Raw genomic sequence first — 17,696 nt, forward strand, 5'->3', positions numbered from 1 at the left:
AAAAAGTTGTTTTTTACAAATTATATAAATATGTTTACGCTCTTAAAATTTTTAAGACCGAAATAATTAACCTCGAGTTTTCTATGGATATGAAAAAATTAATGTTATTAACCGCAATTTTAGCTGTGCTAACTAGCTGTGGATCTGGAGACAGAGGTCAGCTTGTAGGAGTTAAAGGAAAAAAATGGCATCCCGAAAAACCTTATGGAATGGAATTAGTTCCAGGTGGTGCTTTTATAATGGGTAAAGCAGACGACGATCTTGCTGGAGTTAATGATGCACCAGCCAAAACGGTAACCGTTCGTTCCTATTATATGGATGCTACCGAAATTACAAACAGCGAGTATAAGAAGTTTGTTAACTGGGTACGTGATTCAACAATCAGAACACGTTTAGCTATTTTAGCCGATGAAGAAGGTTTAACTCAAGCTGACGCTGGTACTATTGGAGATTATGCATTTGTAGATGCAGATCCAGAAAATATGTCTGTGTACGAAAAATACATGTATGATAATTATGCTGGTTTAGGTCCAACAGGCTACGAAGGTAGAAAGTTAAACAATGATATCGATATTGAATTTGATACAGCTGCTTATATTGATGAGTTGTATGCAGAAGTTATGGATACCATGTATTTGCCAATAGAAGAATCTTATAATGGTCAACGTACTTGGGATGTAAAGAAATTTAAATTCCAGTATACATATATGGATATCGAGAAAGCTGCCAAAATGCATAATAAAGGTAAAAAGCGTTCGGAATTCTTAATTACAGAAGCTGTAGAAATTTATCCAGATACAACGGCTTGGATTCGTGATTTTGCATACTCTTATAATGAGCCAATGCATAATGATTATTTCTGGCATGCTGCTTATGATGATTATCCAGTTGTAGGTGTGTCTTGGAAACAAGCTAATGCGTTCTGTGAATGGCGTACCTTATATCATAATTCATACAGAAAAGGTAAAAAGCAACATAATGTACCAAAATACCGTTTACCATCAGAAGCGGAATGGGAGTATGCTGCACGCGGTGGCTTACAAGCGGCAACCTTTCCTTGGGGTGGACCTTACACTAAAAATGATAGAGGTTGCTTTATGGCAAACTTTAAACCATTACGTGGTGATTATGCTGCCGATCAAGCATTATATACTGTAGAAGCAAAATCTTACGAAGCAAACGATTACAATCTATACAATATGGCTGGAAACGTTTCAGAATGGGTACATGCTTCTTACGATCCATCTTCTTATGAGTATGTTTCAAGTATCAACCCTAGTGTAAATGATATTAATAATAACCGGAAAGTAGTACGTGGTGGATCTTGGAAAGATGTCGCGTATTATTTACAAGTAAGTTCAAGAGACTATGAGTATGCAGATTCTGCACGTAGCTATATTGGTTTCAGAACCGTTCAAGATTATTTAGGTACGGATGTAACCTTAAATTCTCTAAACTAATTAAACAAAAAATTAAACTAAACTATAAACTAAATTTAACTAAACTAAAAATTAAAAATTATGGCACAATCAAGAGGATTTAAGAAATTTATGGCAATGGCTTACGGATTAGGTGCATCTATTGTTATTATTGGTGCATTATTCAAAATTATTCACTTTGAAATCGGTCCATTAACAGGTAACGTGATGTTAACAATTGGTTTAGTTACTGAAGCAATAATTTTCGCACTTTCTGCCTTTGAACCAGTAGATAATGATTTAGACTGGTCATTAGTATATCCTGAATTAGCTGGAGGTATGGCAACAACTAAAAAGAAAGAACAACCAAAAGATGCTGAAGGATTATTATCTCAAAAATTAGATAATTTATTAAAAGATGCTAAAATTGACGGTGAGTTAATGGCTTCTTTAGGAAACAGTATTAAAAACTTTGAAGGTGCTGCAAAAGGAATTGCTCCAACCGTAGATTCAATTGCTGCTACTAAAAAGTATGGTGAAGAATTATCTTTAGCTGCTGCACAAATGGAATCATTAAACAGCTTGTATAAAGTTCAATTAGAAAGCGTTAATCGTCAAGCAACCATCAACGAAGAGTCTGTTGAAAATGCACAAAAATTAAAAGAACAAATGCAATCATTAGCATCTAACTTATCATCATTAAACGGTGTTTATGGAGGTATGTTATCTGCAATGAATAAAAACTAATTAAGTTTAGTAGTATCAATTTTAACTAATTAACAAAAAACTAAATTAGAAATGGCAGGAGGAAAATTATCTGCAAGGCAGAAAATGATTAACTTGATGTATTTAATCTTCATTGCAATGTTAGCATTGAATATGTCAAAAGAAGTGCTTTCGGCATTTGGCTTAATGAACGAAAAATTAGTCGAATCAAACGAAGCAACTACGGATAGAAATCAAGCGTTTATGACTGGGTTAGCTGAAAAAGTTAGCGAACAACCAGCTAAATATCAACCATTGAAAGCGCAAGCTGATCAAATTGATGCATTATCAAACGATTTCAACTCATACTTAAGTGATTTAAAAGGACAAATGACAGCAACTGTTGATGACCCTCAAGATTACGAAGTTATGGATAAAGGTGACTTTTTAGACAACTACTTCTTTAAAGGCGAAAAGTTGAAGCCAGAAGGTCAAGAGTTCATGGATAAAATAAACGCCTATAGAGATGGTGTTGTTGCTGTATTAAACACAAACCCTGATTTAGCTGATATTGCTGAAGATGTGGAAGAAAAGTTTTCTACGGAGCCAGTAGTAAATAGAGATGGTAACAAAATTGATTGGTTAAGCTACCACTACAGAGGATTTCCTTTAGTAGCCTCTTTAACTAAAATGACCCAATTACAAGCAGACGTTAAAACAACAGAATCTGAAGTGTTATCGTCTATGTTAGCTGGTAAATTAAAAGTTGAAGCCTCTTTAACAAACTTTGATGCTATTGTAGTACCAAGTAAAACAGCTTTCTTTTCAGGAGAAAACTTTACAGGAACTATTATATTAGGTAAAAAGGATAATACGCTTCAAGCGGATAAAGTAATTATCAACGGTCAAGAATTATCTAAAGAGTCTATGCAAGCTGGTAAGACAATTTTAGACTTCCCGGCAGGTGCTGTTGGAGAAAGAGAAATTACTGGTGAATTTCAATTTAAAGAAGGTGATTCTATTATCTCTATTCCTGTGCAATCTACGTATGCAGTAGTACCAAAACCAAATTCAGCAACTATTTCTGCTGATAAGATGAACGTTGTTTATCGTGGTGTTGCAAACCCAATGACTATTTCTTTCGCTGGTGTATCGGATAATAATGTATCTGCAAATGCAGCTGGTTTAAGTAAGGCTTCAGGAGTTGGTAAATACGTTATGAATCCAGGTTCTGGTCGTGAAGTAGCCATTAATGTATCAGGAACTTTACCTGATGGATCAAAGGTTAGTGATAGAGCAACTTTTAGAATTAAAGATATTCCAAAACCAACAGGATCAATTAGTGGTCAAACAGGTATTGTAAAATTACCTCGTAACAGTGTTGAAATTTCAACCATTGGTGCGTTATTGGATGATTTTGACTTTGAATTACCAATTCAAGTAACATCATTTAAGGTAAAAGTACCTGGACAGCCATCTGTAAATGTTAGTGGAACAAAATTAAATAGTCAAGCTAAAAATGCCTTACGTAAGGCAAGACGTGGAGACCAAATATCAATTTTCGATATTTCAGCACAAATTAAAGGAAACTCATCTTATAAGTTAAAAGGTGTATCTCCAGTAATTGTTGAATTAACAAATTAATATTGGTTTTAACATCTGATGATAAGCCCAAATAATTAAAATTAAAACAGATGAATTATAAAAGTTTTTTATTAACCGTTTTAGGAGTGTCTTTTGTGACAGCTTCTTTTGCACAGGCAAACTTGTTGAGTGCAAAATCGCCAGAGGAAATTGGTGTGCGCACAGAAGCTCAAAAAGCAGTGGATAATGATAAACCATTGGAATATGGTTATGTGGATGATAGAGACATTCTGTTTTCTAAAATGACATGGGAACGCGTTGTTCTTGATGAGCGTGTAAACTTTCCGTTGTACTACCCTGTAGATACAAACAACATAGGCAAGCACAGACGTTCATTATTTGATGTACTTTGGAAAAACGTTAAAAATGGAAACATTGCTACCGTTTATGACGATTCATACTTTACAGCAGAACGTACTATTAATGATTTACGTGCTAGTATGTCTAAAGTAGATACGTTAGATATTGGTTACGACCAATACAATGCGGATGGATTTGTTTCTCCGGAGTATATTACCAAACGTGATATAACATCGTATGATGTAAGCGCCTATTTAATAAAAGGACTTTGGTACTTTGATAAGCGTCAAGCTGAATTAAAATATCGTTTAATTGGTATTGCACCTGCAGCACCAGATGTTAACTTTATTGATTCGGATGATGAGGCAAACAAAGAACCTATTCCATTGTTTTGGGTATTTTTCCCAGATGCACGTGAAATTTTACACGAAGCTAAAGCATTTAATAATGAAAACAGCTCAGTGCCATATTCATTTGATCATTTGTTAAACTCTAGACGTTTTAACGGCTATATTTACAAAGAAGAAAACGTATATGGAGACCGTAAGGTAACCGAGTATATTTCTGAAAATGCATTAATGCAGTTATTAGAATCCGAGCGCATTAAAGAGAAGATTAGAAACTTTGAATTAGATATGTGGTCTTACTAAGCCTTACATATTAAGAATATTAAAACGCTCACCTTTTTAAGTGAGCGTTTTTTGTTTTTATGATATTAATAATCCGAAAAGCACAGTACCTTTGCATATATGAAAGTAGATTATTTTATAGTAGGTCTGGGTTTAGCTGGTGTTGCCTTTTGTGAGCAATTACGTAAAGCCAACAAATCCCTTTTGGTGTTTGATAATAATTCCCAACAAGCGTCTTTGGTTGCTGCTGGTATGTATAATCCGGTTATTTTAAAGCGTTTTACTGAGGTTTGGATGGCAAAGGAGCAATTGGCTTTAGCCCAACCATATTATAAGGAACTAGAGCGCCTATTGAACGTTAAACTCGATTATAAACTCAAATTATATAGACGTTTTGCATCTATCGAAGAACAGAATATCTGGTTTACAGCTTCAGATAAGCCAAACTTGGAACCGTATTTGTCAACGACTTTAGTACCTAATAAAAGTCCACAAATTGATGCTCCATATAATTTAGGTGAAGTTTTTGAAGCTGGACGTGTGGATACAACCGTTTTGATTTCGAATTATAGGACCTATCTAAAAAGCCATTCACAAATAGTAACGGATGGCTTTCAATATGAAGCCTTACAAATAGAGGCCGAGACGCTTCAGTATAAAAACCATGAAGCCAATCACATTGTGTTTTGCGAAGGGTTTGGATTAAAACAAAATCCGTTTTTTAACTACTTACCAGTAAATGGAACCAAAGGAGAGGTTTTAACCATAAATGTTCCCGGTTTGAAAATAGATTATGCCATAAAATCTAGTGTTTTTATTATGCCAAATTCAGATGAAGATTATTATGTTGGTGCCACCTATAGTCGATTTGATAAAACAAACAATCCTACAGAAGACGGGAAGGCGGAATTAAGTAGTAAACTGAAAACATTTTTAAAAGCACCTTTTGAAGTGGTGAGCCATAAAGCGGGTGTTCGGCCAACAGTAAATGACAGAAGACCATTGGTAGGTACGCATGCAAGTCATAAAAATCTACATGTGTTAAACGGATTGGGCTCTAGAGGGGTAATGATTTCGCCTTATGCCGCAAAGCAACTTTTTAACTTTATAGAAAACAAGCAACCATTAAACCCAGAAATTGCAATAGGCAGATATACTATTTAGCTTTTTCCTTATCGTAATCTACAAACATGTTTATCCAGATGTTTCGAGAAATACGCATGATTATTGGCGAGAAAACAATTAATGTTCCCACTATGGCAATAAAGGCCGTCATTAATCCGGAACCTAGAAAAAGATAACTAATTACAAAAGCAGCCACGGCAAAAGCAATGCCAACGGCATAACTCACATACATTGATCCGTAAAAAAATGAGGGTTCAATATGAAATTTAAAGCCACAATGAACGCAGTTTTCATGCATTTTTTGTACTTCAGATAGTACGTACGGGTTTTTATTAACGTACATGGATTCCTGATGGCACTTAGGGCAAGCACCTGTAAAAATGCTATAAAGCTTCGTTCCTTTTGTTATCATTTTTATTAGTTTACTTTTGCACTTTATAAGAAACACAAAATTAGCCAATTATTTAATATAGTTTAGTAACAATTGTAACAAAATGCTCAATATTCACAACCTTTCTGTTTCCTTTCAAGGCGATTATCTCTTTGAAGAAATTACCTTCAAAATAACCGCAGGCGATCGTATTGGTCTCATTGGGAAAAATGGCGCAGGAAAATCGACCATGCTAAAAATTTTAGCAAAAGAAATGGAGCCGGATTCTGGCCAATTGGCAGCCGATAAAAACTTACGAATCGGATTTTTAAAACAGGATATCGATTTTGAATTAGGACGAACCGTTCTGGAAGAGTCCTACGAAGCTTTTAAAGAAATTAAGGAAGTTGAAGCAAAGCTTGATGATATAAACACCCAATTGGCAACACGTACCGATTATGAAAGTGATGGCTATCATCAACTCATGGTGGATGTAAATGATATGCAACACCAATATGAAATTTTAGGTGGTTATAACTACCAAGGCGAAACCGAGAAAATACTTCAAGGTTTAGGATTTAAGCGTGAGGATTTTAATAAATTAACGGATACCTTTTCTGGAGGTTGGCGTATGCGAATTGAGTTAGCCAAGCTTTTATTGCAAAACAATGATTTGCTGCTTCTGGATGAGCCTACCAACCACTTGGATATTGAATCTATTATCTGGCTGGAAGGCTTTTTAACAGGCTATTCCGGTGCTGTGGTAATTGTATCACACGATAAAATGTTTTTAGATAATGTGACGAACCGAACAATTGAAATTTCATTAGGAAGAATCTACGATTACAACAAGCCATATTCCAAGTTTTTAGTATTGCGAAAGGAAATAAAAGAGCAACAATTAGCCACACAAAAAAATCAGCAAAAGGAAATTGAACAAACCGAAAAGCTAATTGAAAAGTTTCGTGCTAAAGCATCTAAAGCTACCATGGCACAATCCTTAATCAAGAAGTTGGACCGAATGGATAGGATTGAGGTTGATGAAGATGACAACAGCGTCATGACGCTTAAATTCCCGGTGTCTATTGTTCCTGGGAAAGTGGTGATTGAAGCAAATAATATCACTAAAAAATATGGCGATTTAACCGTTTTAAAAGATATCGATTTGCATATTGCTCGCGATATTAAAACGGCGTTTGTTGGACAAAATGGTCAAGGAAAATCCACCTTAGCTAAAATTATTGTGGGCGAATTAAAGCATGAAGGCAGTTTAAAACTCGGTCACAATGTTCAAATAGGTTATTTCGCACAAAACCAAGCTGAATATTTAGATGGTAATAAAACGGTTTTAGATATTATGATTGATGCGGCCAATGAGAAAAATAGAAGTCGCGTTCGTGATATTCTAGGATCTTTTTTATTCCGCGGTGATGAAGTAGATAAGTATGTTCGTGTATTATCTGGAGGTGAACGAAACCGGTTGGCACTAGCCAAATTATTATTGCAGCCTTTTAATGTATTGGTTATGGATGAGCCAACGAATCATTTGGATATCAAATCTAAAAACGTGTTAAAGGATGCCCTAAAACAATTTGAAGGAACATTAATTCTAGTATCGCACGATAGAGATTTTCTCCAAGATTTAACCGATACGGTTTATGAATTTAAAGATCATAAAATAAAAGAATATCTCGGAAATATTGATTTCTACCTCCAACAACGTAATGTTGAAAATCTGCGTGAGGTGGAAAAACGTGATGTAGAAAAACAAGCGCCTAAAGAAAGCAATAAAGAAAGTTACGAATACCAGAAGAAATTTAAATCGCTTAATAATAGGTTGAGTAATATTGAATCTAAAATTCAACAATTAGAAAAAACGATAAAAGAAATTGATGTGGAGCTCGCCACAAATTATGATGAAGTGGTTTCTAATCCGGACTTTTTCGAAAGTTATCAAAGTAAAAAAGATAAATTAGAAAGTTTAATGCATGACTGGGAGCAGGTTCAAGAATCTTTAGACGCTTTGGATTAATTTGTGATTTTGGGTTTAAAATCTTAACAAAACGTGCATTTCATCGAATAAATTTGTTTTTAATCTATATTCGACTTAATATTGTTCAAGATTTGATTCCAAATTTATCACTTATGAAAGCTATGAAAGCTATTAAACTATCAATTTTATGTTTGTTTGTAACAGCCTTGTCATGGGCTAACGTTACAAATACGGAGAAAGCTGCGCTTGTAGCACTTTATAATTCTACAAACGGAAGTCAATGGACACATGCTTGGGACTTATCATCTCCTATGGAAAGTTGGTATGGCGTAACGGTTAAAAACAACCAAGTTGTAGATTTAAATTTAGAATTCAATAACTTACAAGGAACACTTCCCCAAGAAATAGGAAATTTGGTTAATTTGAAGCATTTAAATTTCGGTTTAAACAAGCTATCAGGTTCCATTCCTTCATCAATAGGAAATTTAAACAAATTAGAAACATTAAACTTATCTATGAATATTCTAGATGGGTCTATACCTACTAATATTAGTAAGTTATCAAACCTACGCATATTAGAATTAGGCAGTAATAAGTTAACCGGCACGATACCTACAGAAATTAGTGCTATGAGTAATTTAGTAAAATTAAGTTTAATCGATAATAAGATTAGTGGTGAGATTCCTGCTGAAATTATGGCATTAACACAATTAGAAGAAATTGTTTTAGCTAATAATCTATTAACAGGAGACGTACCATTTGAATTATCTTATTTCCCCAAATTAAAAACATTTATGGTAAGCGACAACAAATTAAACCAGGAGTACATTAGCGTTATTAACGGTAACAATCCAAACATGATGGACTTAAATTCAGGATCTGTTATTACAGACAACGATTAAGGAAACGTACAAGAATTATTTTAATAAAGAGGTTATTTTTTAATAACCTCTTTTTTTTGTATTTTAATTTTATGGAAGAACACGAGTTTCAATGCCCATATTGTTGGGAGTCTATTTCAATGTTATTAGATAGCTCACAATCTGAGCAGCAATATATTGAGGACTGTGAGGTCTGCTGTAATCCCATTCAAATATCGGTGCAATTTGAGGGGCAAAACTTGGTTAGTTTTCGTGCAGAAAACATTGAGCAATAATTTTTTTTAAATTCTGCTTGTTATATTTAAAAAGCATTGTATCTTTGCAGTCCAAAATGGTTGAATCGGCATTATGAACCGGTAAGTTAAAAGCTAAACAACGTACTTGGAAATTAAATCGCGGGATAGAGCAGTAGGTAGCTCGTCGGGCTCATAACCCGAAGGTCACTGGTTCGAGTCCAGTTCCCGCTACTAAATGTTATCTGTTTAAAATCAATGGTTTTGTTCACGCAAAACCATTTTTTTTATGTTTAATTTAAATTCTTATCTTGCGAAAGAACACGGAAATGAACACGTTTTAGAACACAGTTTGTCAAAAAAGAAAAAATTTTCAGCCCCAAAAATTTATTCAGCCAACGGCGATTTAAGTAAACGCTGGCACGTCTATTATTCCTTTCGAAATCCTGAAACGGGCATGCTCGAGCGGATGAAAAATGTCTATGGAATAGCTAATAGATATAATACCAAAGAAGACCGACTCGCTGTTTTGAGTGTTTATAGAATTAAACTGTTAAGTTTATTAAAGGAAGGATTCAATCCTTTTGAAGATAACAACCAACTTTATCAAGAGCGTGAAGAGAAAAAACAGCTTCCACAATCAGAAACAAATATAAAAGAAACGAAGGAAGTTGCATTGCCTGAAACAGAAACTAAATCACAAGAACCAGTTATTTCCTATCAAGACGCTTTTAAAAAGGGCTTAAAATTCAAGGAAAAACTTATTAGTGATACTACCAGACGCAGTTATGAAAACCGTTTGAAAAACTTCCTGCTATGGGTTGAGAAGCAGTATCCCGAATCGGAATGTATTACCGATATTGATAAAAAGATGGTAATGGATTTTTTAAATCATATTTTAGACCAAACCAGTCCAAGGAATCGGAATAATTACAGAACGGATTTAAGTAGTATTATGCAAGCTTTAGAAGACAATGATATTATTGCTTCTAATTTTATCAAAAAGATTCCTGTTTTAAAATCTATCCCACAACGTAACAAAACGTATTCTTCCGAAGAGCAAAAAGACATCTTTGAGCATTTAGAGAAGACCGATAAAACATTACTACTATTCATTAAATTCATTTCATATAATTTTTTAAGACCTATAGAGGTCTGTAGACTGCAAGTAGGCGATTTAGACATCAAGAACAAGCGGATTCAATTTAAAGCGAAGAATAGTCCTTTAAAAACGAAAATAATACCTGATTTGCTACTTCAGGATTTACCTGATTTGTCCAAACTAAACAAAAAACATAGTTTGTTTACACCAGATGGCATCGGTGGTGTTTGGGAATCCGAATTAAGTAATAAGCGGGATTACTTTTCTAAACGGTTTAAGCGCGTTGTAAAAGACCCATTTAAATTAGGAGAGGACTATGGTTTGTATAGTTTTAGGCATACTTATATTACCAAATTGTATCGGGAGTTAGTAAAAGATTCATCACCGTTTGAAGCCAAAAGTAAACTGATGCAAATCACAGGGCATTCCTCAATGAAAGCTCTTGAAAAATATTTAAGGGACATTGATGCCGAGTTTCCAGAAGATTATTCAGAATTAATAAAATCCTAATTTTGTAACGTGGAGAAACCTTTAAAAGACAAACACAGTGCTTTAATAAATAGCTTATATAAGCCACTTATTTTTTACATTCCGAGAAAGCTTTGGGCAGATTTGGATGATGGTAAGTGGCTGGATAAGGAATTTGACCCTATATTCGACACAGTTGTGCTTATGCATGAAGATGGAAGTAATCATGTATTGAATAATGATACATCCAATTATCATATGATGAGTAAAGGTTCAGCTTTGGATAAGAATATCTATGAATTATTAGATTTGAAAGCTCAATTAACAACTGAAGCCTTCAGTTTCTTATCTGAAAGATATTCATTAAGCGTCGCATTTTACAAAAAAGTATCCAGTTGGATGTTAGAACATGTGAAATTAGATATTCCAGCTATTAATGGTGAAACCCTAAAATCGTTTGAAATTCAGAAATTAGCATTTAATAGCCATTGGGATTATATTCAGGAGCACTTTTCGGTACCAGAACATGTAAAAAATCATTTCGCAGAAGTGGACTTAAGTTCAAAGGAAGTGATTGCTATGCGTGATTTCATGAGTGATTCAGAACAGAAATCTGGAAATATACATGATAACCTACAAAAGGCTAAAAACAAAAGCAAGAAAAGGAAAGAAAAGCAGGTGCTCATTACAGCAGAAGAAGCAGAAAAATTTCTTTTAGAAACTGTTTTTAGTGTAAAACTATAGTTTTTAACGTAAATATTACGTAACATTAACGCTAAAACATGCAAAATTCATATAATTATACTTGTAACTATTGTTTTAAGGAATACAAACCAACGAAAAGAGGGAAGCAAAAGTTCTGCACCGCATCTTGTCGAGTAGCCCATTTTAATGCCAAGAAAAAATTAAAGCAACTACAAACAATAGAAAATACTACAAAGGAAACCATAACGAAACCTCAAAAAGATACACCAAAAGTCAATCTGCCTGACATAACTAATGCAGCTCTAGGTCATGCTGCATCAAGTGCTATAATAAGTTTTTTTACACCTAAAAATAAAAAACCAGTAACGAAACAAGATTTAGATAATTTAAAGACGACAATTCAAGGTGGGAGATATAGGCCAGTTTTAAACTATCGAATAAATGATAAGGGTGAAAGGGCATATTTTGATTTAGAAAGAAATGAGGTGGTTTTTAGCTTCAATAAATTAGCGTAGATATTTTTGAAAACTTGTGATAAATGGTGTGATTAAAACGTGATAAAAAATTATCACAAAAATCTAAAATTAATTTTGACCTGTGATTTTGACTACACATGGTGTCAAATGTAACCCAATTTCATGTTTAAAACTGATCTAAACCGTTTATAAACTTGCAAATTGTTAAAAAAGGTTTGTGATACAAATTTTTAAAATAAGACTTTGATAAAAGTATTTTCTCAATTTATCTATTTTAAAATTCTTAAAAAAAAAATCGAAATAGTAAACCAGCCTGAATAATTTACGCTATTACATGCGTGTCTTATTATTTGCTGGATAATACTATTAGTGTATCTTTAATTATGTAGCCTTATTTTAGGACGGGTCAGAATTGCACATAACGGTCTTGTGTATGAAACGTAGCGTATAAAAAGACACTAACTTTTCGGATTTAGCACGAGCCGAATTTTTTATTTTTATGTTTAATTTTCTTTTCTAAACATAACCAAATAAAAAATTTGGCGTACTTTGTAAATATACAAAAACCTCTCGGAAAGCCTATATTAGCTATGTTTTATACACGTTGTTGTACACTGGCTTTTTCTTTCCGTAAACTTGCTAGCGTTGGCAAAAGACTTACTCTTTTGCAATTTTTGGCTTTAGCGTTGGCTGGTGCGAATTGCAAATGTGTATGGCTTTAAGCGTTGGATAAATCCTATTCTATTGCCATATTTCGGCACCATTGCTCATTAATTCTTCTTTGTGTAGGACACATTCTTTTTCTTTCTTTATAACTAACTTTTCTATAATAACTTGTGATTTAACAAAATCATTCTGCACATTGATATCTGGAAAAGGTATTTCCAAATCGTATAAATCTGCCATATCAAGTGAAATGTTGGAAGTTCCAGTCATTAAAGAAGCTATAATTTCATCCTTCATTGCTGATAATATGTAAAATAAGAATTTCGGATTTAATACATTTTCGTCAAGTACTTCTATACCACACATAATATTTGCTAACGCAAATTTGCCTTCTACATATTGAAGTCGATGCACACTCGCGTGACCGTGACCTGTAGACGATACTATTGGAATACATACAGCTTTACAGTCAAAAGTGTAATTTTTTGCGGTCTTCATTTTTTTCGCAGTAACGATAAATGGGTATGAACCACTTTCGGTACTTTGAGCTCCAGATAGTCCTTTAAAAACACGGATTATAGATTTGTTTAATTTTTTGGCTGGATATTTTGAATTATTTGCAAAGTGAACTGCCTTGTATCTTCTTCCTACTAGGCTTAAACTTTTATCTTCTAATATTTCCTTTTTAGTAACCGTATTATATTTAACCTTTTGATTGGAAATTTTGGTATTGAGTTTAAACTCATTAATTAATGCTAAAGCTTCAGGTAAATCATTTTTAGAAACTGGTTTTCTTGAGCCAGTTTGGGTAAAACCATCACTTGTTATTTGAACAAAAAGAATTTCATTCTTATTTTTTGCAATGTTTTTATCAATTAGAAGAACGTGTGTTTTTACGCTAGCATAAGGTTTGAACACACCGTGAGGTAACTCTACAGTTGCCCAAAGTAAATTTTCTTTAATTAATTTTTCTCTTATTGATTTGTAAGATGAGAAATTGTTATGTAAAACACCTTCTGGAATTATAATGCCGGCCTTAGTTGTTCCGCTTAAATGTTCAATAATATAATCTAGAAATAATATTTCAGCTTTATTAGCTTGAATACTGAATTTTTTATGAGGTCTAATACCTCCTTTGGGACTCATAAAAGGCGGATTTGCTAATATCACGTCAAAATTCTCATTCCAACGTTCTTCGCTGCTTAATGTGTCGTACTCAAAAATGTGAGGTTCTGAAAAACCGTGTAAATACAGATTAACCAAACTCAAGCGTACCATATCAGGGGAAATATCATAACCCATAATATTTTTAATTAGTTTTTTACGCTGTTCAGGTGTTAATCCTTTTTTATTTTTTTCTTTAATATTATTATAAGCAGAAATTAAAAATCCAGCTGTACCACAAGCAGGGTCAAGTATAGTGTCTGTAATTTTTGGGTCAACAATGCTTACAATAAAATCTATTATGTGCCTTGGTGTTCTAAATTGCCCAGCATCACCTTGAGAACCCATTACGGATAATAAATACTCAAATGCGTCTCCTAATTTTTCGCTGTGTGTGTATTCAAATTCTCCTATTGTTTTTAAAAATAACTTTAAGGTTTCTGGGTCACGATAGGGTAGATATGCATTATTGAAAATATCTCTAAACAGTTGAGGAATGTTTGGGTTTTTTTCCATACCCTCAATAGCTTCTGAATATAAACGCAGCATTTCTGATGCTGTTACTTTGGTGTCAAAAAGGCTATCCCAACTATAGTTTGAAAAAGGAATAGTGATTGCCTTATTTTTATCTTTTGGGTCAGGAATTGTATAATCTGAAAAGAATTTTGCTTTTCCACCCAAATCAATTGCTTCTTTATCCATATCATACATAAACTTGTAAATTAAGCCTATGGTTATCTGCTCTATCTGTGCTTTTGGGTCAGGAAGTTTACCTACTAAAATGTCACGGCAATCGTCAATTCTTTTTTTTGTTATGGTATCTAACATAAGTGTCTATTAAGCAGCAAACTGCTCTAATTTTATATAATCTTTAATGTACACTGGTATTACTTCACGGTATTTTGTTGCAACTGCTTTAAACTGTGAAATGGTCAATGTAGGATTGGTTTGTAATGCTTGAAAATCTTTTGTTTCAATTATTTTCCTAATGTCTTGGTCAACAATATAGGCTTTGAAAAAGTACTTTAAAGCTCTAATATTAATGTCGTTTTCTTCTGGCGGATAAATAGAAATGAATTTGTCAAATTCTTCTTCTAATAACTCGTCTTTTGATTTAAACTTTGGAATAATACCAAATATTTTTTCTACAACTTCACGAATAGAAACTTTTCTATCTATTTTGGCTGCTTTACGTAGTTTTTCTAAATTGAAGTATTCTTCTGGTTTGTCAAATATTTCTGCTTGAATATGGCTAACAACGTGTTCCCAATTTCCAAGTTCTACGTTCTTTTTGATAATATCATCCATTGCGATGCGGTCTTCGAACTTTTTAAAAAGTTCTCTGTCAATTCGCATACCTTCATATCCAATTTGTTCTTCATTTACCGTTAAAATTGGGTCAGGTCTTAAACTATTGTATTTGTCAATATCAATTCCACCTCCTCCACCTTCGGCGTTTCCGTTTTTTGGTTTTGGAAGTTTTAGTTTTTCATCATAATCGAATTTTTCTTCGAAATATTCGCAATTGGCAAAGAAGTCAAATAGTTTAAAGACTTCTTTTTCCTTCTTAATTATTTCTTCTTCGTTAAGCTCGTTTTTAAATGTATGTGTAAACGTATGTTTTCGAGTTCCTCTACCTTTTATTTGAACAAAATCAGAAGGACTAAAGATTGGTCGCATCATACATAAATTAAGCAAGTCAGGACAATCATAACCTGTTGTCATCATTCCAACTGTTACGCAAATTCTAGTCTTTCCAGTTTTATAACCTTCTAACCAAGATGATTTTCCATTAAGGTTGTTATTTGTAAAGTTGATAGTCATTTGTTGAGCATCACCAACTTGCGATGTCACTTGAACTGCAAAATCTGAATTGTATTTATTTGGATATAATTGTTCTGCAAAGTCATTTAGAATTTCAGTGATTTTTCTTGCGTGATTTTGACTTACAGCGAAAATGATTGTTTTACCAATTTCTTTTGTGATTGGGTCACGCAAAGCGTTTTCTAAAAACGTTTTACAGAAAACACGATTCGTTTTTTCAGAGAAAAACTTTTTCTCAAAATCTCTTGAAATAAAAGTTTCTGTTTCTTCTCCTTCTTCTGTTGCAATTGCAACAGAATAGCCTTCATCAGAAAGCAATTGCGTTGTTATTTCTGTTCTAGCATCTAAAACTCTTGGATTGATAAGAAAACCATCTTTCACGCCATCTAATAAAGAATATCGAAAAGTTGGGTCACCACCTTCGCAACCGAAGGTTGCATAGGTGTCTCTTAACAAACGTCTTTCAATTTCTCTTGGGTCGTTTTCTTTTACTTTGTCAATATCAACACTTTTTAAATAGTCTTTTGGTGTTGCTGTTAATCCTAATTTATAGCCGTGAAAATATTCGAATACTGCTCTTGCGTTTCCAGAAATTGAACGGTGAGATTCATCTGAAATAAGTAAGTCAAAATCAGTAGGTTTAAATTCGTATCTGTATTTGTTATCGAACATTAGAGATTGAATAGTTGTAACAACTATATCTGCTTTATGCCAATCGCTTTTATGTTCTTTATAAATGAATGTTGTGTAATCAGGTTTAAGATAGTTAGTGAAAGCTTTCCAAGCTTGGTCTTCTAATTCTAATCTGTCTACGAGAAATAATACACGCCTTGCATTTTTGGTTCTCAAAAATAGTCGAATTACTCCAGCAGCAGTAAGTGTTTTTCCAGTTCCAGTTGCCATTTCAAAAAGAAAACGGTCTTTTTTATTTGCAACAGCTTTTTGCAATTTTTGGATTGCCTTTAATTGGTAATGTCTTAAAAATCGTAAACCATTATTCCAAACAAAGTCTTTACTGTCAATCGGATTTCCTTTCCATTCAGGTCTTTCTGCATAATCTGGCATTTGAACGATTGCAATAAAATCTTCTTTGATTTCTTCGTTTGCCAATGATGTTCTGTCAGGATTCCATTCTTTAATTGCTCCAATTTCGATTGGTGAAGGAAATTTATAAATCGGTTTTGGATTTCCTTTTTCTAGGTTCCAAAGGAAATGTACAATTCCATTTGACAGAATAATGAATTGAGCTCCTACAGTTTTCGCATATTTTCTAGCTTGTTCTTTTGCAACAAGTGGATGAAGACTTTCTTTTTTTGCTTCTAAAACACAAATTGGTTTATTGTTACTGTCAACAAGTAAAAAGTCTAAAGAACCAGACTTTACTTTTTCAAAATCGTTTCCCCAAGCGTCAACTTCAGTTTGAGTTATTTTTACGTGATTTTCAAGCAGAATATTCGCAGAACCTTGCTCATTGTCAAAAAACCTCCATTCCGCTTCTTCGAGCAGTTGGTTGATTTTTATTCTTGCGTGAGCTTCATTTTTCATTCTTTTAATTCGGTTGAGCGTTGGCTAAAATAGCTCTTTTGTTTTTTTTAGCATTGGATTTGCGTTGGCAAAAAAACAAATGTGCTATTTATGCGGCTGTCTTTGCGTTTTTTTTAGCTTGTGTACAACGGTTTTGTATATGATGCGTTGCGTTGGTTTAGCACGTAATTTAGCAAATAAAAACCGAACAGAAAATCCGCAAGGATTTTCGTAAGTAGGCTAGTACTAGCAATGGATTATATACGTTGTGCCTGTTGCACAACTCTGTTGATAAAGTTACCACAATGGTTATAATCTTGCAATAAAAATCATTAACTTACGGATATGCAAGGCAAAAAGATATATCAGGAGAAGTTATTTACAGAATTTTTATTGAGTGAACGTGTACCAAAGCACAACTTTTATCGACAACTTAAAAGTGTATTAGATTTAAAGTATTTATACAAAT

The 17,696-nt window shown here is 33.5% G+C and carries 14 protein-coding genes and 1 tRNA gene; 12 read left to right on the forward strand and 3 right to left on the reverse strand.

What is annotated here, in order from left to right; all coding sequences use genetic code 11:
* The first annotated feature begins 89 nt into the window (after window positions 1–89).
* The 5 genes from porK to ACFPH8_RS05345 all read left to right on the forward strand — a co-directional run bounded on the left by porK (window position 90) and on the right by ACFPH8_RS05345 (window position 5,860).
* Complete coding sequence (porK, locus tag ACFPH8_RS05325; RefSeq protein ID WP_376859112.1) at window positions 90–1,460, forward strand: T9SS ring complex lipoprotein PorK/GldK; 1,371 nt, start codon at window positions 90–92, stop codon at window positions 1,458–1,460.
* A gap of 60 nt (window positions 1,461–1,520) precedes the next feature.
* A complete protein-coding gene (gene porL / locus ACFPH8_RS05330; protein ID WP_248397918.1) occupies window positions 1,521–2,165 on the forward strand; it encodes a type IX secretion system motor protein PorL/GldL in 645 nt (214 codons plus the stop codon).
* A gap of 51 nt (window positions 2,166–2,216) precedes the next feature.
* Window positions 2,217–3,767, forward strand: a complete 1,551-nt coding sequence (gene porM / locus ACFPH8_RS05335) for a type IX secretion system motor protein PorM/GldM (RefSeq protein WP_376859058.1) — start codon at window positions 2,217–2,219, stop codon at window positions 3,765–3,767.
* A 50-nt stretch (window positions 3,768–3,817) separates the two neighbouring features.
* A complete protein-coding gene (porN, locus tag ACFPH8_RS05340; protein WP_376859060.1) occupies window positions 3,818–4,717 on the forward strand; it encodes a type IX secretion system ring subunit PorN/GldN in 900 nt (299 codons plus the stop codon).
* 99 nt (window positions 4,718–4,816) lie between these two features.
* Complete coding sequence (locus tag ACFPH8_RS05345) at window positions 4,817–5,860, forward strand: NAD(P)/FAD-dependent oxidoreductase (RefSeq protein ID WP_376859062.1); 1,044 nt, start codon at window positions 4,817–4,819, stop codon at window positions 5,858–5,860.
* Here the strand turns inward: ACFPH8_RS05345 and ACFPH8_RS05350 are convergent.
* Entirely contained in the window at window positions 5,853–6,233 is a 381-nt protein-coding gene (locus ACFPH8_RS05350) for a DUF983 domain-containing protein (protein ID WP_248397923.1), read from the reverse strand. The two genes, ACFPH8_RS05345 and ACFPH8_RS05350, sit on opposite strands and share 8 nt — an antisense overlap.
* A gap of 82 nt (window positions 6,234–6,315) precedes the next feature.
* On the opposite strand from ACFPH8_RS05350, the gene ACFPH8_RS05355 reads away from it, so the two are divergent.
* The 7 genes from ACFPH8_RS05355 (at window position 6,316) to ACFPH8_RS05385 (ending at window position 12,088) form a co-directional block, all read left to right on the forward strand.
* A complete protein-coding gene (locus ACFPH8_RS05355) occupies window positions 6,316–8,223 on the forward strand; it encodes an ABC-F family ATP-binding cassette domain-containing protein (protein WP_376859064.1) in 1,908 nt (635 codons plus the stop codon).
* Window positions 8,224–8,336: 113 nt separating this feature from the next.
* On the forward strand, window positions 8,337–9,086 hold the full coding sequence (locus ACFPH8_RS05360; protein WP_376859066.1) for a leucine-rich repeat domain-containing protein: 750 nt from the start codon (window positions 8,337–8,339) through the stop codon (window positions 9,084–9,086).
* Window positions 9,087–9,157: 71 nt separating this feature from the next.
* Window positions 9,158–9,340, forward strand: a complete 183-nt coding sequence (locus tag ACFPH8_RS05365) for a CPXCG motif-containing cysteine-rich protein (protein ID WP_248397929.1) — start codon at window positions 9,158–9,160, stop codon at window positions 9,338–9,340.
* A 119-nt stretch (window positions 9,341–9,459) separates the two neighbouring features.
* Window positions 9,460–9,532, forward strand: a tRNA-Met gene (locus ACFPH8_RS05370).
* A 55-nt stretch (window positions 9,533–9,587) separates the two neighbouring features.
* Window positions 9,588–10,910, forward strand: coding sequence for a tyrosine-type recombinase/integrase (locus tag ACFPH8_RS05375; protein WP_376859068.1), 1,323 nt, complete (start codon window positions 9,588–9,590; stop codon window positions 10,908–10,910).
* 9 nt (window positions 10,911–10,919) lie between these two features.
* Window positions 10,920–11,612 carry a hypothetical protein gene (locus tag ACFPH8_RS05380; protein ID WP_376859070.1) on the forward strand — a complete coding sequence of 231 codons (693 nt, stop codon included), beginning with the start codon at window positions 10,920–10,922 and terminating at the stop codon, window positions 11,610–11,612.
* 38 nt (window positions 11,613–11,650) lie between these two features.
* Entirely contained in the window at window positions 11,651–12,088 is a 438-nt protein-coding gene (locus ACFPH8_RS05385; protein WP_376859072.1) for a hypothetical protein, read from the forward strand.
* A 702-nt stretch (window positions 12,089–12,790) separates the two neighbouring features.
* Here the strand turns inward: ACFPH8_RS05385 and ACFPH8_RS05390 are convergent.
* The gene (locus ACFPH8_RS05390) at window positions 12,791–14,707 is read right to left on the reverse strand and encodes an N-6 DNA methylase (RefSeq protein WP_376859074.1); all 1,917 of its coding nucleotides are present in this window, start codon (window positions 14,705–14,707) and stop codon (window positions 12,791–12,793) included.
* Between the two features lie 9 nt (window positions 14,708–14,716).
* Window positions 14,717–17,248 (reverse strand): DEAD/DEAH box helicase family protein, encoded by a 2,532-nt coding sequence (locus ACFPH8_RS05395; protein WP_376859076.1) that lies wholly within the window; start codon window positions 17,246–17,248, stop codon window positions 14,717–14,719.
* Window positions 17,249–17,696: the final 448 nt, after the last annotated feature.

The sequence above is a fragment of the Bizionia hallyeonensis genome (assembly GCF_042657385.1).
In the GTDB taxonomy this organism is placed as follows: domain Bacteria; phylum Bacteroidota; class Bacteroidia; order Flavobacteriales; family Flavobacteriaceae; genus Algorimicrobium; species Algorimicrobium hallyeonense.